Annotated in this window: 17 protein-coding genes; 8 read left to right on the forward strand and 9 right to left on the reverse strand. The window is 64.9% G+C overall.

Features of this window, described 5'->3' with window-relative positions:
• Positions 1-24: 24 nt before the first annotated feature.
• The gene (locus RFA01S_RS16750; protein WP_032408082.1) at positions 25-4,566 is read right to left on the reverse strand and encodes an ATP-dependent helicase; all 4,542 of its coding nucleotides are present in this window, start codon (positions 4,564-4,566) and stop codon (positions 25-27) included.
• Between the two features lie 95 nt (positions 4,567-4,661).
• On the opposite strand from RFA01S_RS16750, the gene RFA01S_RS16755 reads away from it, so the two are divergent.
• Positions 4,662-4,913 (forward strand): hypothetical protein, encoded by a 252-nt coding sequence (locus RFA01S_RS16755; protein WP_032408083.1) that lies wholly within the window; start codon positions 4,662-4,664, stop codon positions 4,911-4,913.
• Positions 4,914-5,014: 101 nt separating this feature from the next.
• A complete protein-coding gene (locus RFA01S_RS16760; RefSeq protein ID WP_027496447.1) occupies positions 5,015-5,542 on the forward strand; it encodes a DnaJ family domain-containing protein in 528 nt (175 codons plus the stop codon).
• Here the strand turns inward: RFA01S_RS16760 and RFA01S_RS16765 are convergent.
• Both RFA01S_RS16765 and RFA01S_RS16770 read right to left on the reverse strand, forming a co-directional pair.
• Positions 5,526-7,091: an NAD-dependent epimerase/dehydratase family protein gene (locus tag RFA01S_RS16765; protein ID WP_027496448.1), complete on the reverse strand. Its 1,566-nt coding sequence runs from the start codon at positions 7,089-7,091 to the stop codon at positions 5,526-5,528. The genes RFA01S_RS16760 and RFA01S_RS16765 overlap by 17 nt on opposite strands.
• Positions 7,088-8,317 carry an aminotransferase class I/II-fold pyridoxal phosphate-dependent enzyme gene (locus tag RFA01S_RS16770; protein ID WP_032366662.1) on the reverse strand — a complete coding sequence of 410 codons (1,230 nt, stop codon included), beginning with the start codon at positions 8,315-8,317 and terminating at the stop codon, positions 7,088-7,090. Before RFA01S_RS16770 ends, RFA01S_RS16765 begins: the two co-directional genes overlap by 4 nt.
• A 377-nt stretch (positions 8,318-8,694) precedes the next feature.
• On the opposite strand from RFA01S_RS16770, the gene RFA01S_RS16775 reads away from it, so the two are divergent.
• On the forward strand, positions 8,695-9,813 hold the full coding sequence (locus RFA01S_RS16775; protein ID WP_032366661.1) for an acyl-CoA dehydrogenase family protein: 1,119 nt from the start codon (positions 8,695-8,697) through the stop codon (positions 9,811-9,813).
• Between the two features lie 3 nt (positions 9,814-9,816).
• Here RFA01S_RS16775 and RFA01S_RS16780 read toward each other — a convergent pair whose 3' ends face one another.
• Positions 9,817-10,422: a hypothetical protein gene (locus RFA01S_RS16780; RefSeq protein ID WP_032383951.1), complete on the reverse strand. Its 606-nt coding sequence runs from the start codon at positions 10,420-10,422 to the stop codon at positions 9,817-9,819.
• 54 nt (positions 10,423-10,476) lie between these two features.
• Between RFA01S_RS16780 and RFA01S_RS16785 the strand changes: the two genes are divergently transcribed.
• The 3 genes from RFA01S_RS16785 to RFA01S_RS16795 all read left to right on the forward strand — a co-directional run bounded on the left by RFA01S_RS16785 (position 10,477) and on the right by RFA01S_RS16795 (position 12,872).
• Positions 10,477-11,661: an NAD(P)H-binding protein gene (locus RFA01S_RS16785; protein WP_027496452.1), complete on the forward strand. Its 1,185-nt coding sequence runs from the start codon at positions 10,477-10,479 to the stop codon at positions 11,659-11,661.
• Positions 11,661-12,371, forward strand: coding sequence for a CPBP family intramembrane glutamic endopeptidase (locus RFA01S_RS16790; RefSeq protein ID WP_027496453.1), 711 nt, complete (start codon positions 11,661-11,663; stop codon positions 12,369-12,371). Before RFA01S_RS16785 ends, RFA01S_RS16790 begins: the two co-directional genes overlap by 1 nt.
• Positions 12,372-12,434: 63 nt before the next feature.
• A complete protein-coding gene (locus RFA01S_RS16795; protein ID WP_027496454.1) occupies positions 12,435-12,872 on the forward strand; it encodes an Lrp/AsnC family transcriptional regulator in 438 nt (145 codons plus the stop codon).
• Here the strand turns inward: RFA01S_RS16795 and RFA01S_RS16800 are convergent.
• Complete coding sequence (locus tag RFA01S_RS16800) at positions 12,844-15,558, reverse strand: molybdopterin-dependent oxidoreductase (RefSeq protein WP_032408084.1); 2,715 nt, start codon at positions 15,556-15,558, stop codon at positions 12,844-12,846. The genes RFA01S_RS16795 and RFA01S_RS16800 overlap by 29 nt on opposite strands.
• The gene (locus RFA01S_RS16805; protein ID WP_032401223.1) at positions 15,555-16,367 is read right to left on the reverse strand and encodes an FAD binding domain-containing protein; all 813 of its coding nucleotides are present in this window, start codon (positions 16,365-16,367) and stop codon (positions 15,555-15,557) included. The genes RFA01S_RS16800 and RFA01S_RS16805 overlap by 4 nt, the downstream gene beginning before the upstream one ends.
• A gap of 179 nt (positions 16,368-16,546) precedes the next feature.
• Here RFA01S_RS16805 and RFA01S_RS16810 point away from each other — a divergent pair, with 179 nt between their 5' ends.
• Positions 16,547-18,115 carry a PucR family transcriptional regulator gene (locus RFA01S_RS16810; RefSeq protein WP_032408085.1) on the forward strand — a complete coding sequence of 523 codons (1,569 nt, stop codon included), beginning with the start codon at positions 16,547-16,549 and terminating at the stop codon, positions 18,113-18,115.
• 7 nt (positions 18,116-18,122) lie between these two features.
• A complete protein-coding gene (locus tag RFA01S_RS16815; RefSeq protein WP_032408086.1) occupies positions 18,123-18,758 on the forward strand; it encodes a DUF2461 domain-containing protein in 636 nt (211 codons plus the stop codon).
• 10 nt (positions 18,759-18,768) lie between these two features.
• Here the strand turns inward: RFA01S_RS16815 and pucL are convergent, their stop codons facing one another.
• The 3 genes from pucL to uraD are packed head-to-tail and all read right to left on the reverse strand — an operon-like array spanning position 18,769 to position 20,517.
• Positions 18,769-19,689, reverse strand: a complete 921-nt coding sequence (gene pucL / locus RFA01S_RS16820) for a factor-independent urate hydroxylase (RefSeq protein ID WP_032408087.1) — start codon at positions 19,687-19,689, stop codon at positions 18,769-18,771.
• Between the two features lies 1 nt (position 19,690).
• Entirely contained in the window at positions 19,691-20,017 is a 327-nt protein-coding gene (gene uraH, locus RFA01S_RS16825; protein ID WP_032372721.1) for a hydroxyisourate hydrolase, read from the reverse strand.
• Positions 20,014-20,517 (reverse strand): 2-oxo-4-hydroxy-4-carboxy-5-ureidoimidazoline decarboxylase, encoded by a 504-nt coding sequence (gene uraD / locus RFA01S_RS16830; RefSeq protein ID WP_027496461.1) that lies wholly within the window; start codon positions 20,515-20,517, stop codon positions 20,014-20,016. Before uraD ends, uraH begins: the two co-directional genes overlap by 4 nt.
• Positions 20,518-20,523 lie beyond the last annotated feature (6 nt).

The following is a 20,523-nucleotide window of genomic DNA, read 5'->3' on the forward strand; positions in this document are numbered from 1 at the left end:
CTTCTTCGTCAGTGGTGCGGTGCCTCAGCGCCGCAGGCGTAGTCCGCGGGGAGTCGCCGAGAAACCGGCCGCGGTCAACGTCTTGGAGAAGTCCGTGCCGTGGATGTCGTGACCGTTGATCCGTTCGACCAGTAACTTGTCCACCCCGCCGCGCTTGACCGTGGTCGCCAATGCCGTTGCTGCAGAAGCGATGTCCTCGGTGTTGTCGCCGAAGGTCAGCACCGACTTCCCGCCACGTTCGACGAACATCGTCAACTCCCCACGAACAAGTACGACCAGCGCTCCCGCCTTGCGACCCGGCCGGTGCTTCGTCGTGTCGTCGGTGTCTTCGCCGCCGGCCTTCGGCCAGGGCAGTGCTCCGCCGTACGGGTTGGCCGGATCGCAGGACGCGAGTACGACGGCGGTGGCGTTCTTCTTCGGTTCGTCGTAGCTGCGCAAACGGTCGACGACGTCGGAGGTGGAGAACTGAGCGCCGCCCAGCGAATCGACGAAGTATCCGCGTCGGCAGCGACCCGAATCCTCGAACCCCGTGAGCACCTTGTACATCGTGGCGAACCCGCCGGGGACCCCTTCGTTCATGACCGAACCACGCGTCACCACGCCATAGCGTTCGAGAAGTACATCTGCGGTGGCATGAGCCCGGACGGTGAGGTCCGGTTCGAGTTCGGGCAACCGTGACCACCGACCGCCGGCCGTCGGGGGGCCGGTGCGGGTGGGTAGAGACGGCCGCTCGAACTGACGGTAGGAACGCAGGCGCGGGGTTCGACGCGGTGATCGATGACTCGGGGCGGAGCGGGTGGCCGTCGAGTTCAACAGCGCTCGCAGTGGCGCGAACGTGTCGTTGCTCAGTCGTCCGGCCCACACCAACTCCCAGAGCGCAGCCTGCAGAGCCGTGTCGTCGGTGCTGCCGACGGTGTCGGAGAGCTGGCGGAAGAAGTACGCACCGCCGCCGGCGACTGCGTCCTGAATGCGAATCTGCAACTCGGACAGGTCGGATTCGGAGGCGGGCACCAGAGTCAGCGGCGCGGTATCGGCCATGTGCAGGCTCACCCAACCGTCTTTGGACGAGATTGCACCGTGGCCCGCCCACAACACCTCGCCGGTCGAGGTCAACTCGTCGAGCATGGCGGGGCTGTAGTCGCTCACCCGGGAGGCGAGCACGAGAGATTCCCACGCCGACGCCGGAACGGGCACGCCCGCAAGCTGTTCGATGACCGTTGCCACACCGTCGATCCCGCTCAACCGACGACTGTCCACGTGCTGCCACGCCGGCAGGAAGCGGCCGAGCGTGGCGGTGGACACGGGTTCGACTTCCTGCCGTGCCGCCGCCAGAGATCGCCGCCGCAATCGCCGAAGAACCTCCGCGTCGCACCATTCGCTGCCCGTGGCACCGGGACGAAATTCGCCTTCGACGACGCGCTTGTCGACGGCCAGTCGGCGCAGGACGTCACGCACCACGGCGGTACCGACGCCGAACCGCGCTGCTGCGTCGTCGAGGGTGAACGGTCCGTGGGTTCGGGCGTACCGGCTGATCAGGTCGACGAGTGGGTCGTCGACGGGCTCGATGAACGCGGCGGGAGTGCCGATCGGTAGCGGAACACCGAGTGCATCGCGCAAGCGAGCCGCGTCCTCGATGGCCGTCCACCAGTTCTGGCCGGCGAACGAAACTTCCATTGCCCGCTTTGCATCGGCCAACTCGGCGAGCCACTGCGGATATTCGTCGCCGTTGGTGCGCTGTCCGACTTCCGCGGCGGTCAGCGGACCGAGCAGCCGCAGCAGATCCGCAACACCCTCGATGTCCTTGGCGTGTCTGTCCTCGGGCAGTCGCTGCAACTCGAGCTCGGTGGTGGTGATGACGCTGTCGTCCAGCAACTCTCGCAGCTCGACGCGTCCGAGCAACTCGGCCAGCAGAGCTGAATCGAGAGACAGTGCGGCGGCCCGCCGTTCGGCGAGCGGGCTGTCGCCCTCGTACATGAAAGCGCCGACGTAGTTGAACAGCAACGAATTCGCGAACGGTGACGGTGACGGCGTCTCGACGTCGACGATCCTGATCTGGCGTCGCCCGATGCGGGCCAGGATGTCTTCGAGGGCGGGGAGGTCGTAGACGTCCTGCAGGCACTCGCGCACGGTTTCGAGCAGGATCGGGAACGTGGGGTATTTACGAGCGACGTCGAGCAGCTGTGCCGAACGCTGCCGTTGTTGCCACAGTGGTGCGCGCTTGCCGGGGTTGCGTCGGGGCAGAAGTAGTGCGCGAGCAGCACATTCGCGAAATCTCGACGCGAACAATGCCGATCCGCCGACCTGCTCGGTGACGATGTCGGCGATCTCGTCGCGCTCGAACACGAACAGTTCCGCGCCGGGCGGCTGGTCGTCGGTATCGGGTAGCCGGACGATGATGCCGTCGTCGGATGCGGTGGGGGCGGCGTCGATGCCGTATCGCTCGATCAGCCTCGCGCCGACCGCGAGGGCCCACGGCGCGTGTACCTGCTGACCGTAGGTGGAGTGCAGCACCAATCGCCAGTCGCCGAGTTCGTCGCGAAAGCGCTCGACGATCATCGTCTTGTCGGTGGGCAGTTGGCCGGTGGCCTCGAGTTGTTCGTCGAGCAAAGCGATCAGGTTGTTGACTGCGTTGGCGTCGAGACCGTCGGTGCTCAGCCGCTCGGCCAGGTTGCTGCGGTCGGTGGTGCTCCGCAGAAACTCGCCCAGGGCCCGGCCCAATTCGGCCGGTCGACCGAGGCCGTCGCCGTGCCAGAACGGCAGCCTGCCCGGTTGGCCGTATGCGGGACTGACCAACACCCGGTCGTGCGTGATCTCTTCGATGCGCCAGCTGGTGGCACCGAGTGCGAACACGTCGCCCACTCGCGATTCGTAGACCATCTCCTCGTCGAGTTCGCCTACCCGAGACTGCTTTTCGCCCACCATGTAGACGGTGAACAGGCCGCGGTCGGGGATGGTACCGCCGGACGTGACGGCCAGTCGCTGCGACCCGGGACGGCCGGTGAGAGTGTTGGCGTCGCGGTCCCACACGAGCCGTGGCCGTAGTTCGGCGAACTCGTCCGACGGGTAACGGCCCGAGAGCAGGTCGAGTGTCGACTCGTAGGCAGACCTGGGCAGAGTGGCGAAACTGCCGGTGCGACGGACGGATTCGAACCAATCCTCGGCGTCGATGGGTTCGAGTGCGCACGCCGCGACGGTCTGCTGGGCGAGGACGTCGAGGGGATTGGCCGGGACGAAGAGGGCCTCGATCTTGCCCGACGTCATGCGTTCGACGGTGACCGCGCAATGGATGAGATCGGTGCGGTGCTTGGGGAACAGCACGCCCTTGGAGATCTCGCCCACCTGGTGGCCGGCGCGACCGACGCGCTGCAGACCACTGGCCACCGACGGCGGTGCCTCGACCTGGACCACCAGATCGACTGCGCCCATGTCGATTCCGAGCTCCAGGCTGCTGGTGGCCACAACGCAGCGCAGACGACCGGTCTTCAGATCGTCTTCGATCAGCGCGCGCTGATCCTTGCTGACGCTGCCGTGGTGGGCCCGTGCCAGCAGAGGATCGGCACCGTGGTTGACGTCGGATGCGGTGCCCACCTGAGATGGTGGTTTGTGCTCGGTATCGACTCCGCCGCCGATACGTTCGGCGTACACCTCGTTGAGCCGCGCGGTGAGTCGTTCCGCGAGCCGGCGCGAGTTGGCGAAGACGATGCACGATTTGTGCTCGAGGATGAGATCGACCATCTTCTCCTCGACGTGCGGCCAGATCGATCCCTGAGCCGGGGGAGCGGCGGAGGTGTCCGCATTCGGGTCGGTGACGCCGAGTTCGGTCATGTCCTCCACGGGCACCTGAACCGTCAGGTCGAAAGTCTTCGGTGCGGGTGGGGCGACGATCTCGATGGGGGCGGCACCGGCGAGGAATCGGCCCACTTCCTCGTGGGGGCGCACCGTCGCGGACAGGCCGATGCGTTGCGCGGGCTTGTCCAGCATCGCGTCGAGGCGCTCGAGGGACACCGCGAGGTGCGCGCCACGCTTCGTGCCTGCCACGGCGTGCACCTCGTCGACGATCACCGTATCGACCTCGGCCAGGATGTCCCGCGCCGCAGAGGTGAGCATGAGGAACAGAGACTCGGGAGTGGTGATCAGAATGTCCGGCGGAGTCTTGATCATGGTCCGGCGATCGGCAGCGCTGGTGTCGCCCGAGCGGACTCCGACGGAAATCTCCGGCGGGTTCAGACCGAGACGCTTGGCTGTCTGGGTGATGCCGACCAACGGAGCTCGCAGGTTGCGCTCGACGTCCACTGCCAGAGCCTTGAGCGGCGATATGTAGAGCACCTTGGTCTTGCGGGTGCTGTCCGCACCCAGCTGGGCCAGCTCGTCGAGGGCCCACAGGAACGCCGACAGCGTTTTGCCCGAGCCGGTCGGCGCGACCACCAGGGTGTGCGATCCGCTGGAAATGGACGACCACGCACCGAGCTGCGCCGACGTGGGAGCCGGAAATGCGCCGTTGAACCACTCGCGAGTCGGCCGCGACAGCTTCTCCATGATGTCGGTGCCGATACTGTGCGTGGCCATCCCACCATCATGCCCCGAGGCACCGACAGGTAACCCCGGAGCGCGAAGCTCGTGCGCTGCGGTGTCGTTTCGCCCGATTCGGGTACCCGGTGGCCATGACCGACGACCAAGAGATCATGCAGAAGATTTCCGCGAAACTCGACGCACTGCTCGGCAGCAAGACGAACGGCCTGCAGAACGAGGTGCCGCCGGGTGCAAGCATCCAATCGGACGAGGACGACGCCGAGCACGGTCCACTCGGCCGGGATTACCACATGGCGAGCAAGTACGCCCAGGCGCTGGCCATCAACGAGCCTCAGGTGATCGACCGTGACGAGTTCGACCGCTTGGTCGCCGAATACGGCTGAGCCGACGCATTTGAGCGAGCCCCGACCCCTGCATGGGATCGGGGCTCGCTCGTCTCGGGCGCACCTGGCGAACACCCGGGGCCGGTTCTACAGTCGATGGAGTGACCGAACGCAAGAAGCCAGGAGTCACGTTCGAGTCCTGGGTCGACAAACAGATCCGCGAGGCGCAGGACGCCGGTGCATTCGAAGGACTCGACGGCACCGGCAAACCCATCCCGATGGGCGATCCCGACGACGAACTGTGGTGGGTTCGCGGCTATCTGAGGCGAGAGAACCTGCCGGTCGATGCGCTCTTGCCCACGGCGTTGGCCCTGCGCAAAGAGATCGAGCGGCTGCCCTCTACGTTGATCGGTCTCCGGCGCGAGGAGTCCGTACGAGACGTGTTGGACGAGCTCAACGCTCGCATCGTCGAGTGGATTCGCTTTCCTACCCCGCCGATCGTGCCGCTCGGCCCCGTGGATGTCGAGACATGGGTGTCCCGGTGGCGTACCAATCGAACCGAGGTCGACCGATTGGAAAGACAGCACGACGCGGAGTCGGCTGTGACGTCGGGCCGGCCCTCGGCGGCGGACCACGACGGTGCATCGTGGTTCGCGCGCGTTCGCAGCAGGTTCAGCTGGTGGCGCTGAGTCCGATCGTCCTGGCGCAGTAGGCCAGAGCGTCCGCCGCAGTGGACACGAACGGAAGCGCAGCTGTACCGTCCACGCGAACTCGAGAAGGCAACAGCCCGTCGGGGCACATCGGTTCCTCCAGTGTCGTCCACCCGGTTGCGCGCCGGCGCACGCCGCCGACCACGGTGTCGGTCGCGTGCCGGACTCCGCTGCGGAGCGCCACCGGGGCGGTGTCGAGGTGCGTGCGAGCGAAGCGCAGTGCGGCGTCGACAGCGTCGACGGTCTGGGTGGCCGATGATCGGCCGCGCAGCCCGGTGCTCAGGCCGTGGCCGGGGAGATCCAATACCACTACGTCGACGCCTGCCCGTGCGATCTCTTCGGCCAGGGGTGTCAGGTAGCGGGCATGCAGACCGGTATCGGCAACCAGCACCACCGACTGGTCGGTGGCTGTCGCCGATCGGTGTACTTCGATGTGCACTCGCCCGCCGGCGATGTCGAGCTGCCGGTGCACGATATCGAGGCCGGCGACGTCTGCGCGGGCGAGCGCGACCGCGTCGGAGGCCGGCCGCAACGCTGCCTCGCAGGCGAGGTCGCGTTCGAGGGCGTCCTGACTCCTCAGCAGCGACTTGCCCTGCAGCAGAATCATCACGGCGGCAGCCTCATGGGAGGTGAGGGTGGGTGCCCAACCGGTGGCAGCACCGAGCGCGGTCGAATCGACGATGGGCTCTCCGGGCGTGACCCACTGCCCGGAGAACGGCGTGAGGCCGAGGGCGAAGGCGATGTTCGCGATACGCGTCGCCGCTTTCTGTGGAACGTCGAACATCAACTGGCCCTGCATCGCAGCGAGTTCGCGCACGCCGACCCAGTCCACCGGACCCAGGTTGTACGGACCGACGAGGTCGGTCTTGGCCGCGCGGTGGAAGGCGTCGGCCATGTCGTCCTGGAACAAGAATTGATACGAGGCCCGATCCGCTTCCGGGAACGCGCCGATCGGCCCGGTGAACTGGTCGATCCCGTCGTTGGCGAAGTCGGGTCCGACGATGTACGTGCACCGCAACATGGAGATGGTCATCTCACCGGGGTGCCTACGCAGCCACCACTCCGCGTAATGTTCCACCTCGGCTTTGTCGTAGAAGTAATAGCGATTGGGATCGCCTGCTGGATAACTGTTCTCGGTGAGCGGCTCCGGAGCGATGTCGGCACCGTACGCATTGATGCTCGAGGCGATCACCACGCGTGACACCCCCGCTCGGTATGCGGAATCGATGACGTTGCGTGACCCGCGCAGGTTGATGTCGTGGGTCTCGGTCTTGTCTTTGAGCTCCTCGACCACGAACGCCAAGTGCAGCACGACGTCGCACTCGGCGAACGTCTCCTCGAGGTCGGGAGAGCGAATGTCCGAGCGGAGCGAGGTGAACTTCGGGTGCGTGATTCGGGCTGGGCGACGGGCTATCCCGACGACCGCGTCCACCTCGGGATCCTCGAACAGCCTCGGGAGAATCGCGGCCGCGAAGTCACTGGTGGCTCCTGTGACCGCGATACGCACGCCGCGGTGGCGCTCACTCATGAGGGCAGCTCCGCTACGGCCTCGATGATCTGTTCCGTGGCGGTCGACAGGTGTTGTTCGGTGTGCGTTGCCATCACGCACAGGCGAAGTATGGCACCGGATTTCGGCACGGCGGGATGCAAGGCAGCGCTGGTGAAGATGCCACGGTCGTAGAGGTTCTTCCACAGACTCATGGCCACGAGGTCGTCGCCGATGTGGAGTGAGACGATGGGGGCGGCCGTATCGCCGTGGGGTGTGGACGAGCGACCTGCCACGTCGAGGCCGGCCGATTGCAGTCCGCCGCGCAGGATCTCGGCGTTGTCGAGTACGCGCCGAGCCCGATCCTTGCCCTCGTCGCTTCGGATCAGGCGGACGGAAGCCAATGCGGCACCCACCGCAGCAGGCACACCGGAGGTCGTGAACAGGAAGGCGCGGGCCTTGACCCGGAGGGTGTCGATCAAGTCGCTCGAGCCGGTCACGAACCCGCCGGTGGAACTGGGGCTCTTCGACAGTGACGCCATCGTGACGTCGACGTCCTTGGTGATGCCGAACAGCTCTGCCGCTCCGGTGAGTTCGGGCCCGTAGACACCGAGGCTGTGGGCTTCGTCGACCATCAGCGCTGCGTGATAGCGGATACACAGCTCGGAGACGACGTCGAGCGGTGCCAGGTCGCCCTCCATGGAGTACAGACCGTCGACGATCACCAGCACGGCTCCGTCGTCGACGACGGGTTGCTGGAGTTTGGCTTCGAGATCGGCCATGTCGTTGTGCTTGAACTTGACCACCGACGCGCCCGAGAGAGTGCTGCCGTCGCGGATCGATGCGTGGGCCGCCGAATCGACGATCACCGTGTCACCGGGGCCGACGATCGCACTGATCGTTCCGAGGTTCGTCTGGTAGCCCGTGGTGAAGACGAGTGCGTCGTCCGTTCCGTGCCACTGGGCGATCTCGTGCTCGAGTTCGAGGTGGAGGTCCAGAGTGCCGTTGAGCAAACGACTCCCAGTGACTGCGCTGCCGAATGTGTCGAGCGCGTGCTGGGCACCCTCGACAACCTTGGGATGGTCGGCAATGCCGAGGTAATTGTTGGATCCGAGCATGATTTTGTCCCGGCCCTCGACGCGAACGACCGGGGCAACGGCCGATTCCATCTTGCGGAAGTACGGGACCACATCGGCGTCTCGAACAGCGCGCAGCAAATCCACGCGCTCGTCTCCGCCGAGTCGTTTCATCAATCTGTTGACAACCATCGTGTACCAGAACTCCTCACAGAGTCGATTGTGGATTGTCGCGAATTCATGAGTTCATTCGGAGCGGGCGGCGCTGGCGATTGGTATTCGGCAGAAGAATATTCAGCGTTTCAAAAGATGCTCGTGCGACGGAAATCGGTTGGTAAATGCGCCCCGAAAAATAACTTCGGTTTCTTTCGATGGGCAAACTTTACGAGACCTTTAGTTTATCGTCGCAGGTGGCGGGGTATTGTCGGGGTCCAGCGCGAATTCACCTGCTTTACCGCTGTCCATGCTGATATTCGACTGATTTGTCCAGGTCGACTGATGGTACAAATTGGACGACGCCCCAATCAATCAGTGACACACAATCGATTAGTGACACAAGGAGATGAACAGTGACTGGATTAATGGTGCGCGAAAGAGAAACGCTCGAGAAGTACATGCCGGGTTTGCTGCAGTATCTGGACACAACCCCACTGGACCGACTGGAATCCCGCGATTCGGACGCGATCGACAAGTTTCGGGAATTCGGCGGTACCGGCTTGGTGGTCCCGGGCGAACTGGGTGGTCTCGGTGCTCCGGCCATCGACGCGGTTCGGGCGCAAAGGGCCATCGGGTCTCGCTCACCCTCTCTGGGCGCGGGAACCACGATGCACCATCTCTCACTCGCGTCCCTGACCGAATTCGCTCGTGGTGCCACCGACGACGACCGAGCATTGATCAAGGGATTGGTCGACCAGAAGGCGATCGTCGCTTCCGGGTTCTCCGAGGGCGTCACCGGCGGGAGTGTGTTCATTCCGACGATGACCGCCGTGAAGAAGGGCGACAACTACATCGTCAACGGAAGCAAGAAGCCGTGCAGTCTGGCACGTTCGATGGATTTGCTGACCTGCAGCGTCGAGATCGACTCCGGTGACCGCGCCGTCGCGCTGATTCCGGCCGGCCTTCCGGGTATGAGTGTGAAGCCGTTCTGGACCACCGACATTCTGGCCGGCGCGCAGAGCGAGGAAGTGTTGCTCGAAGACGTCGAAGTACCGGCAAGCCTCGTCCTACCCAACAAGGACGACGATCCCGATGGCGTGCACGAGATGACCGGCTACCTCTGGTTCGGGATGCTGATCTCCGCCAACTACATCGGCGCCGCGACCTCTCTGCTCGAGCGGATGATCGAGCAGGACAAGGGTGACTACGAAGGCTACGTTCGAGCGGCGGCCGAACTCGAGGTGTCCATGGCGGCAATCGAGAACGTGGCCCGTGCCTTCGACGAAGGTGAACGCGGACAGGACATCTCGGTGAAGTTGCTGTTCAACCGCATCGCGATTCGTGACGCACTGGTGCGCAGCAGTGCGGCTGCCATCGAATCGCTGGGCGGGATCGGCTTCATCAAGTCACCCGAAATCGCCTACGTCGCAGCAGCATTGCACGCGTTCGCATTTCATCCGCCATCACGGCGGTCCATTTCGGAGACCCTGGCCCGTTTCCACGCAGGTGAAGATTTCGCGTTCGTCAAATAGCGACTACCGCTGTTCGTCTTCCATCTCGTCGTTCAACTTGTCCTCGCCCCGGTTGCGGAAGAACTTGAATCCGGGGATGCCGATGACGGCGCGCCTGACGTCCTTCGTCACTCCGAGAAGCTCGTGGATCTCGGGGGAGACCGTATCGAGGGTCGCGAGGATGGGGAGTAGAGCTTCCATGTGGTCGAGGAGTCCGGGAAGCTGATCGACCATGGCGATCGCTGCGTCGACCTCGGCGTCGGACAGGTTGTCGACGAAGCGTCGCGCCATGGGCTCGGACTTCTTGGCGATGGGATCGAACATCTCGATGAGCTCCAACGCCGTATGCGAGGCGGCCGATGCCGACGCGACCACGGTGTCCGCGGCACCGGTCGTCCGTTGTACATGAGCAACCACGGCATCGGCCGAATCGATGACATGGTCGATTCGTGTCATCAATGTCTCTATACGGCTCAGCAGTGCTTCGATTCTGCCGGGCAGGGTAAGCGCGAAATCGGCCGTGGTGAACATCCAGCTCACACCGGCCCGCGCCACTGCGGCTCCTCGCCGAAGCACCGTTTCGGTACCGAGAGGGTCGGGGAGGACCACACCTGCCAACACGAGAGCCATAGGAGCGACAATGCCATACCGACGCAACGCCCCGACTGCCGTTAGCCTCGACGCATGAGAGTCCTCGTCACCGGTGCCAGCGGGTACATCGGGTCTCGGCTGGTGGCGGCCCTGTTGGCAGACGACACGGACGTCGTCGTCGGGTCTCGGACTCCGAAGAACCTGCGCACTTTCGACTTCTACGATTCCGTGACCGCGGTGTCGCTCGACGTCACTGACGAACAATCCTGTGCCGCGGCCTTCGCAGAGTCGGGCGACATCGATGTCGCCTACTACCTCGTCCACGCGATCGGCGAAGCCGACTACCGTGCCCAGGACCGGACGTCCGCCGAGCAGTTCGCCGCGGCCGCCGCACGAGCGGGAGTGCGTCGCATCGTGTACCTGGGCGGCTTCGTCCCCGACGACGCCCACCTGTCGGAGCACCTGGCCAGTCGCGCCGACGTCGGTGAGGCGCTGACGGTGGACGGTATCGATCTGGTGTGGTTGCGAGCGGCGATCGTCATGGGTGCCGGCTCCACGTCGTACGAGATGCTGCGCTATCTGGCGGACCGCCTGCCGGTGCTGCCGTTGCCGAGCTGGCTCGCCGAGCCCGTTCAACCGATAGCAGTCGACGACGTACTGCACTACCTGGTGGCGTCGGCCGATACCGACACCGTCCCAGCAGGTTCCTACGACATCGGCGGCCCCGACGTGGTGCCGTACCGCGACCTGGTGTTCGCCTACGTCGAAGCCGCCGGGCTGCAGCGCATCGGGATACCGGTACCGCTCGTTCCGACGTCACTCGCCGGCAAGGTGATCGGAAAGATCATTCCTGTGCCCGCCGGGCTCGCCGAGGATCTGGTCGGTTCACTGCACAACACGATGACCACGTCGGAGAGCCGGATTCGGGATCTCGTCCCTGATCCGCCCCGTGGTCTGACCACCATCGCAGACGCCATGGCCCGTAGCGTGCGAGGAACCGTGGGCGAGCCGCCCGGGGTCTGTGCACTGAAGGACCCGCTGCGACTGGCGAACACCGACGCAGCATGGAGCGGCGGAGATGCGCTCGGCGTCCGGCGGCACGGCGTGGCAGCGTCCTCGGACCGCACCTGGGGTCTGGTCGAGGCTCTGGGCGGCCGTCGACTGCTGGCATCGAAGCCCGTGGCAGCAGCAGTGCGTACCAACCTCGATGTGGCTGCGAGTGTGAACCGACGCGCGAAGTCGGTCGTGCGCCGACTGACCGATACCGAGGAGGCATGATGGCAACGTGGTCGACGACCGCGCTGAACGTGATGAAGTCCGCTCTGGTCGATCCTGTCGAGCGAGACCACCGGGAGTCCGACGCGGCGTTCAGGAAACGGCGCATCATCGTGCTGATCACACTGGTGATCGGGGCGACGGTGCTGTATTTCTCGCTCAAGGTGGAACCGGGTGACCCGTCGTTCTACGCATTGACGCTCGTGTTGGCCGCAGTGTGGATCGTCGGTGGATGTCTGTCGGGGCCGCTGCACCTCGGACGGATCAAGGTGGGCGGGTCCATCCGGCGGCCGATCGTCACCCCCATCCTCATCGGTCTCGCCGTCGGTGGCGTGTTCATGCTCGGCGGCCTCGTCGTCCGTCAGATTCCGCCGCTCGCCGATTTCACCGAGAACGTGCTCGCACACGCCCGAGTGGGGTCGCTGGTACTGATCGTGTTCATCGCGTTGCTCAACGGTGTCGCCGAGGAGATCTTCTTCCGAGGAGCCTTGTACTCAGCCATCGGAGTCAAACATCCGGTGATCATCTCGACAGTCGTCTACACCATCGCCACCCTCGCGTCCGGCAACCCGATGCTCGGCTTCGCCGCCGTGCTGCTCGGTTACGTGATGGGGCTGCAACGTCGGGCATCGGGCGGAATTCTGGCACCGATCCTGACGCATGTCAGCTGGTCGGCGGTCATGGTTCTGGCGCTGCCCCCGCTGTTCGTGTGAGCAGAGGGTCATGTCTCGTGCGGGCAGAGGGGCATCGGCGGGGATCTGAGCTAGATTGCGCACGTGAGTGAAAACCTCGATCGCGTCGACCGCCTGATCGTCGACGAATTGATCTCGGACGGCCGCGCGACGTTGGCGACGTTGGCAGAGAAGGCGTCTCTGTCCGTGTCGGCTGTTCAGTCGCGAGTTCGACGCCTGGAGTCGCGACGAGTCATTCGCGGTTATACGGCGCAGGTCGATCCCGAAGCTCTGGGGCGTCCGTTGTCGGCGTTCGTCGCGATCACTCCGATCGATCCGGCTCGGCCGGACGACGCCCCCGCACGACTGAAGCATCTGACCGCCATCGAGTCGTGTCACTCGGTTGCCGGCGAGGAGAGCTACGTCCTGATGGTGCGCGTCGAGTCGCCGCGCGCCCTCGAACATCTACTGCAGGAAATTCGCGCCACGGCGCACGTGCAGACGCGCAGCACGATCATTCTGCAGACGTTCTACGATCGTTGACCGCTCGCCAGACGCGGTCCGAGGACATGGGCAAGTGGTGCAAGCGCACTCCCACCGCGTCACGGATCGCGTTGGCCAGTGCGGGGGCGACGGGGTTGTACGGTGACTCGCTCATCGACTTCGCGCCGAACGGGCCCAATCGGTCGTAGGTGTCCGCGAACAGCACCTGGGTTCGTGGAATGTCCGCGAACTGGGGGACGTGATAACTCCGAATGGAGTCGGTGGTGATCCGCCCCGCACCGTCGGTGCGCATCTCCTCGTACAGTGCGCTGCCGATGGCCTGCGCGACACCGCCTTCGACCTGGCCCCGGCACTGCTGCGGGTTCATCACGGTGCCTGCGTCGGCGCTCTGCACCGACTGGAGGATCGCGACCGTACCGGTCGCTTCGTCGACCGCCACCCGAAATGCCTGCACGTTGAACGCCAGTGATCGCGGGAGTCCGCCGCTGTTGCCGCTTGCCGTCAACGTGCCGCCCGCCGATGCCAGTACGTCGTCCAACGGGACGAAGCGATCTCCGCACCGCACCCCCTCGGGCCCCAACGTGCAGTTCGAAGGGCGGTGCCCGGTCGCGGTGGCAGCGACCTCGACGATGCGGGCCGACAACCCGCGCACCGCCGCGTAGAGCGCCTTGCCTGCGACGACGGTCCCCGCCGAGCCGAACGCACCGGTGTCGTAGGTGACCGACTCGGTATCGGACTGCACGACGCGGATGCGGTCGACCGACGTGCACAGCTCGCTGGCCGCGATCTGGGTGTGGACGGTGGTGGTCCCGTTTCCGAACTCCGCTGTTCCGACGCGTATCTCGTAGCCGCCCTCGGGCAGCAGCGACGCGGTGGCCTCGGCGCGGTGGCCACGGGGCGGAATGGTGGCGATCATGGCCACCGCCATTCCTTCACCGATCTTCCAGCCGGGCGGCGCAGGCTCGCCGTTGCCTTGCCTGATGGCGTTCTCGGCGAGGTCGATGCACTGATCGAGACCGTAGCTGCCGAATTGCAGGTCGTCGCCTTCGCGGTGCGCGGCGACGATCTCGTCGCCGGGAACGATGACATTGCGGCGGCGGAACTCGAACGGGTCGATATCGAGCTCTCGGGCGAGATCGTCGAGGGCCGATTCGATCGCGAACATGACCTGCCCCAGTCCGTAGCCGCGGAAGGCACCCGATGGAATGTTGTTGGTGTACACGGTCTTCGCGTCGACCCGCTTGTTGGCGCACCGGTAGATCGCCACCGATTCGCCGCACCCGTGAAACATCACTCCGGCACTGTGATTGCCGTACGCCCCGGCGTCGGTCAGCACGTCGATCGACAGTGCGGTCAACACGCCGTCGGCGCTCGCGGCGGCGGTGACGTCGACGCGAAACGGGTGTCGGCACGGTGCGACCGTGAACTCGTCCGTGCGGGTGAACTCGAACTGCACCGGCCGACCGGTCCGCAGAACGGCCAGCGCGACGACGTCCTCGGTCAGTAGTTCCTGTTTGCCGCCGAAGCCGCCACCCACCCGTGCGGTGAACACGCGGACACGATCCCGGGGGAGGCCGAAGATCTCGCATATTTCGTCGCGCACCAGGTAGGGAACCTGGGTGCTGGTGCGCAGATGAAGCCGGCCGTCGGCGTCCAGCCAACCGATGGTGCCATGAGTTTCCAAGTGCACGTGCTGAATTCGCTGAGTCGTCCATCGCCCGGTGACCACCGCTGCTGCAACACGTACTGCAGCGTCGACGTCACCGGTGCTGCCGTGCAGTTCGGCCACCAGGTTTCGGGACGGGTCGGCGATCCGAGCCGCTGCATCCTTGTCGCCGTGGATCTTCGGTGCGTCCGGGGCGAGTGCCGACTCGGGGTCGAACACGGCGGGTAGCACCTCGTACTCGACGATGAGGGCGCGGCAGCCCTCCTGCGCGGCGGCGATCGACTCCGCGACCACGATCGCCACACGTTGGCCGATGAACCGGACGACGGTGTCGAGTACCCGGGTGTCGTCGGGGTCGTCGACGCGGCTGTCGTGTCTGGCTGTGGAAAATGCCACCGCCGGGCTGTCTTTCGAGGTGAGCACCAGCTGCACGCCCGGCACCTGTTCCGCGGCCGTGGTATCGATGGAGACGATCCGCGCGTGGGCATGCGGACTTCCGAGAACGCTGGCGTGCAGCAGCCCGGGCGGGGAGTGATCGAGCGTGTACGGCTCGGTTCCGGTGACTACCCGTGTGCTCGCGGGGGCTTCGAGCGAACGCCCGCATGCCGGACCGTCTGCCCCCTTCTCGGTGTTGACCACCCCGCACACGGCATCGGAGATGGCGCGATACCCGGTGCAGCGACACAGGTTTCCCTTCAGTCTCGAGGGCAGCTCGTCCCTGTCGTCCGCGGTCAGGGTCGACGCGGTCACGACCATCCCGGCCGTACAGAACCCGCATTGGAATCCGGCGGCCTCGACGAACCGGCGCTGCATCGGGTGCAGATCCTCCGGGGTGCCGAGCCCGGCCACGGTGGTGACGGACCTGTCGGCCGCGCGGTAGGCGGGAAATATGCACGAGTGCACCGGTTCTCCGTCGACGAGGACCGTGCATGCGCCGCAGTCACCGGCGTCGCAGCCCTTCTTGACCTCGAAACGGTCGTGTTCGCGGAGCAAAGTGCGCAGACATTGACCCGGTCGCGCGGCAACCTCGGTCGGTACGCCGTTGATGTCGACGATCATGACAGCTCCTCACGAATGGACTGCGCCGCAGCGCAACTGATGTGTCGACGCCAATCCGGCGCACCATGGGGATCGTCGTACCAGTGCTGCGGACCGATAGTGTCGGCAAGGGCGTCGTCGAGCTCGTGCGCCGTCGGTACAGCCGAAAACCGAAGTACGAACGGACGAACGGTCGACGCGGTGACGGTCAACACGAATGTGCCGTCGGGGTCGACGCGGCCGATCACCACCGCCGCCGATCGGCCGAGAGGTGAGAGCGACAGCGTGCGCATCGCCGTTCTCGACTCGAGGGCGTGCCGCGGAACGTCGATGCTGCGCAGCACATCCCCGGGTCGGAGCACCGTGGTCTGGGGGCCGACGACCAGCTGGTCGATCGGCAGACGGTAGTCGTGCTCGGGGCCGTGTGCCGACCACACCTCTGCGACGCCGTCGAGGGCGGCAGTCAACGAAATCATGGCTCCTGCAGGCAGGGCGAGCGCTACGTTTCCGCCGACAGTGGCGGTCTTCCAGATCTTGAACGAGGCCAGCAGGGCGGCTGCACACCGAGGGAACAAGGTGGTTGCGGGGAAGGCGGACTCGAATCGAGCCAGAGTCTCGATCGTGCACGTCGCTGCGATCCCGAGTCCGTTCTCGTCGACGATCAACGGCTCCCATCCCAGGGCCGTGATGTCGATCAGGGTGGTCAGGTGGTCCTGTTTCTCCGAGAACAGCCACGTGCCGCCCGCAACTACCGCGGCGTCCGCGCTGCCCGGCGGCAGATCCGCACGCGAGCGGGGAAGCAGAACACGATCGACAGTGCCGAGATCCATGGCTTCGTTCACCTCATTCTCGCCGGCCCGGATTCACCGCCCGGTGCGCCTTCTCGAACTGTAGTGACTTTCTGTTACCGATCTCGGTGCTCACGCGATACGCCCGAAACTCGGCGGAAACAACCCGCGCTTATCTTTGCCTCCGGCACGGCCGAACACACGAGGCGGGAGGTTCAACGATGTACGTCGGAGACCTACTCGATGCCTCGCACCTGGGCATCCGATTGCTCACCTCCGATCGCGACGCCCTCGGACGTACCCTGCGGTGGACGTTCACCACCGACCTACCCGACCCGTCCCGATACATCGCGGGCGGCGAGTTGGTCATCACCGGACTCGTATGGCGGCGCACGCCCGACGACAGCGAAGTGTTCGTTCGATCGGTGGCCGAATCCGGTGCGACGGCATTGGCCGCGGGGGAGGGGTTGCTCGGACACATTCCGCTCGATCTCGTCGACGCATGCGAGCGACACGGTCTGCCGCTCCTCGCTGTTCCCGACACGGTGTCGTTCGGTGAGGTCACCGAATTTCTCGTCGGCCGGGTCACCGGTGATCGGATTGCTTCGCTGAACAATTCGCTCGTGCGCCAACGCCAGTTGCTCACCGCGGTCGCCGACGGCAGAGCCCTCGACGAACTGGCACTGCACATCTCCAGAGAAACGGGAATGGCGTGTCTGATCTACACCGCCACCGGGCGTCGGTTGGTCACCGAGGCATCTGCGTTGTCCGACGCAGATGTCGACACCTTGACGCACGCGGCACTCTCGTCCGAAACGCTTCCTACGACAACCGTTCTCGCTGATGGATCGACCTACAGTGTCTTCGGCGTCGGGCCATCGCTCGTACAGCGCACCACGCGATGGTTCCTGGCTGTGGCCGGAGACATGGATTCGTTCTCTCCCGACGTCTCCGAGGCGTTCGGGCAACTCGCAGCCATCGCCGCGCTCGATCGTGCCCGGCGTGAAGAAGGACGGCTGGTGCGGCGTGAGATCGCAGATCAGGCGGTGGCGTTGATCGAACACGACAGCACCGGATTCGAGGCACTGACGAGGCTGCGCCAGGCAGGAGTCGACCCCGACAGGCCGCTCGTCGTCGTCAGAGTTGCCCACAGCGGTCGCGTCGACCTGCGAGAGATGCTCCGATCCGTCGTCGGTGACACCCTGACCTCGTTCGGCGGTGGGTGTGTCGGATGCAGCGCACACGGCGACATCGTCGCAGTCGTCAATACCGACGACACACTGTTCGCGCAGACCATCCGCATTCGGCTGTCCCGGTTGCGCTCTGGAATCGGACCCAGCCGAATACATGTGGGCGTGAGCGCCGTGGCCACCGGGCTGACCATCGACGGCGCACTGAGGTCGGCTCGGCACGCTCTCGAACTCAGCAGGCAGGGATCCGCGGCGGTGACGGTCACCGCAGGCACCAAGCCGACCTCGGCAGTATCGATGATGTCGGCGCTTCCCGACGACGTACGAGAATCGTTCGTCGAGCACGTCCTCGCGCCGCTGCTCGAGCACGACCGACGCACCGACGCCGACCTGACCGACACGCTGCGGGAGTTTCTGGCCAACGGAGGGTCCTGGCATCGAACCGCAGAGTCGATGCACGTCCATCTCAACACCGTCCGATATCGCATCAAACGCGTGGAGGAACTGCTGGGGCGAGATCTCGGCTCCACTGCGGACAGACTGGATGTCTACCTCGCCCTGCAATCCATGCCTCGGGCGTCGGCCCACGGCGCTGCATAATGGGGAAATGACTGCAGGCTTCACCGGAATCCCCTTCACCGCCCTGGACTTCTACGAAGACCTCGAAGCCGACAACAGCAAACTCTGGTGGAACGAACACAAGGACGTCTACGACAGTGCCGTCAAGGCACCGATGACCGCGTTGCTGGCGTACCTGGAACCCGAATTCGGTAGCGCCAAACTGTTTCGGCCGTACCGGGACGTTCGATTCTCGAAAGACAAGACCCCGTACAAGAGTCACCAGGGCGGGTTCGTCGCACGGGGCGACAGCCTCGGCTACTACGTCCAGATCGATCCCGCCGGATTTTTCGTCGCAGGCGGCTTCTACAACAGCTCCCCGGACTCGATCGCGCGTTTCCGCAAGACCGTCGACGACGACGTACGCGGAGCCGAACTCGAGGCGCTACTGGCCACGCTGACGAAATCCGGGTTCGAGATCGGCGGCGACACGCTCAAGACCAAGCCGCGGGGCTACGAGGTCGACCATCCGCGCATCGATCTGCTGCGGCACAAGACGTTGACTGCCGGCAAACATTTCGGCTCACCCGCGTGGCTCGAAAGCCCCAAGGCAGCAACGAAAGTACGCGACGCCTGGCGTGCTCTGAGCCCCCTGGTGGAATGGTCCGCGGCACTGCACACGTGAGCACAATGTGTTACCCGACGACGGAGTATGTGCGCCAAGCACTTCCGGCGTCCGGAGCGTCCTCTCGTTCGACCGTTGCCTGAATCAGACCGTAGGGCCGATCGTCGGCGTTGAACACCTCCAGGTTGTTCTCGATGCCGAACTTGCCCAAGTCGTAGACGAAGTGGTGCTTGTTGGGGGCCGACATCGAGATCTCGGCAATGAACGGATACTTCTCCAGTGCCGCCTCGCCCATGGCGTACAGGGTCTGCTGAAGAGCCAGCGACTGCAGGTTGGCGAATCGCTCGATCATCGCGGCCTTGACGCCCGCGTACACCGCATCCCACTCGACATCGGTTGTGGTGTAGCGCCACTGCGCTGTCAGCGACGTCGCCATCACTCGGTCGGTCGTGGGCTCGAGAATCGTCAGATCGTCCTCGAGGAAGCCGTGGAACTCCGAACCCGTCGACTTGAGAATCACCATCTCCTTGAAACCGCTGACGACCCAGGTTCGCTGCGCCTCGCCCTTACCCTCGACCGTGACGGCCGAGGTGCGAATTTCCTCGCCCTTGCGGGTCCACGTGTGGTCGTGCTCGACGCCGTCGACGACCGCACGCGCCCAGGCGTACTCCTCGAGTTCGATACGGGCACCGTCGACGGGCTCGACGTCGTCGACGTAGTGACGCGCGAGGTCGAGCCCGTAGCTCTCCAGGTGGAGCAGACCCTTGGTCTTGGCATACGCGTACGCGGTCTGCTTCTGGGTGTCGGTGGGCAGAACGGCGGACTGATCGCCGGCCAGGTGTGCGGCAGAGAAATCGCCACGCAGCGCACTCGATACGTTGATGTCGTGGATCTCGTGCCGCGGAGAATCTCGATAGATCCGCACCACCCGGTTCTCGGCTTTGCCGTACTGATTCGCTCCCAGAACGATCTTTCCGGTCAGGTCGGTCATGTCAGCTCCCGCGATAGGTCGAATATGCGAAGGGGGACAACAACAACGGCACGTGATAGTGGGCGTCGGGGTCGATGACGGTGAAGGAGACGGACACCTCGGGGTAGAAGCTCGGGGTCGAGGTCGCCTCGAAATACGATTCCGTGTCGAACGAGAGCCGGTACACGCCCGGTTCGACAGGTCCGGGAATCACCTCACCGATGCGGCCGTCTCCGTCGGTGGTGGCTGTCGATATCTCGCCCTGTTCGGAATGGAACAGCCGCACGCGCATGCCGACCGCCGGTGTGCCGGCCGTGGCGTCGAGCACGTGCGTGGACAGCCCGGTCACTGCGTCGGTCCCAGCACGCGGCCGAGGCGAATTCGGTTGATCTTGGCCAGTTCCACGCGGAGCACCCGTCTTTCGGTTTCGGCATCGTTGTCGAGCCTCTCCTCGAGGATAGCGAGCAACTCCTCGGCCGACCTGCCGGTCGCGCACACCAGATACACGTGCCCGAACTTGTCCTCGTACGCGCGGTTTCCCGCCGCCAACTTCTCGCGTACTTCGGTGCCCGCAGTGGTCACTGCGGCCTGCTCACGCTTCGACGACGGGTTGTCCGCAGTGCCCCCGATCCGGGGATGGCCGTCGAGTGCATGATCTATCTCGGCCTCCGGCAGCTCGGCAAGTACCCGATCTGCTCTGTCCAACAAAGAGTCTCGGCTGGCGAACGGTCTACCCTGGGCGACTCGACGGGCCCAGATCGAGGACGCGCAGCACTCGAACAGTGCATGCATCGCCTGTCGATCGGAGAGCTTGTTGAACCCGTCGAGTCCTATCCATTCGTGCAGCACATCTCG

Origin of the sequence: Rhodococcoides fascians NBRC 12155 = LMG 3623 (assembly GCF_001894785.1) — a bacterium.
GTDB classification, from domain to species: domain Bacteria; phylum Actinomycetota; class Actinomycetes; order Mycobacteriales; family Mycobacteriaceae; genus Rhodococcoides; species Rhodococcoides fascians.

Coding starts and splice junctions, on each gene's coding strand:
- RFA01S_RS16750 (WP_032408082.1), bottom strand. CDS start 4,566: ATGGCCACGCACAGTATCGGCACCGACATCATGGAGAAGCTGTCGCGG.
- RFA01S_RS16755 (WP_032408083.1), top strand. CDS start 4,662: ATGACCGACGACCAAGAGATCATGCAGAAGATTTCCGCGAAACTCGAC.
- RFA01S_RS16765 (WP_027496448.1), bottom strand. CDS start 7,091: ATGAGTGAGCGCCACCGCGGCGTGCGTATCGCGGTCACAGGAGCCACC.
- RFA01S_RS16770 (WP_032366662.1), bottom strand. CDS start 8,317: ATGGTTGTCAACAGATTGATGAAACGACTCGGCGGAGACGAGCGCGTG.
- RFA01S_RS16780 (WP_032383951.1), bottom strand. CDS start 10,422: ATGGCTCTCGTGTTGGCAGGTGTGGTCCTCCCCGACCCTCTCGGTACC.
- RFA01S_RS16785 (WP_027496452.1), top strand. CDS start 10,477: ATGAGAGTCCTCGTCACCGGTGCCAGCGGGTACATCGGGTCTCGGCTG.
- RFA01S_RS16790 (WP_027496453.1), top strand. CDS start 11,661: ATGGCAACGTGGTCGACGACCGCGCTGAACGTGATGAAGTCCGCTCTG.
- RFA01S_RS16800 (WP_032408084.1), bottom strand. CDS start 15,558: ATGATCGTCGACATCAACGGCGTACCGACCGAGGTTGCCGCGCGACCG.
- RFA01S_RS16805 (WP_032401223.1), bottom strand. CDS start 16,367: ATGGATCTCGGCACTGTCGATCGTGTTCTGCTTCCCCGCTCGCGTGCG.
- RFA01S_RS16810 (WP_032408085.1), top strand. CDS start 16,547: ATGTACGTCGGAGACCTACTCGATGCCTCGCACCTGGGCATCCGATTG.
- RFA01S_RS16815 (WP_032408086.1), top strand. CDS start 18,123: ATGACTGCAGGCTTCACCGGAATCCCCTTCACCGCCCTGGACTTCTAC.
- pucL (WP_032408087.1), bottom strand. CDS start 19,689: ATGACCGACCTGACCGGAAAGATCGTTCTGGGAGCGAATCAGTACGGC.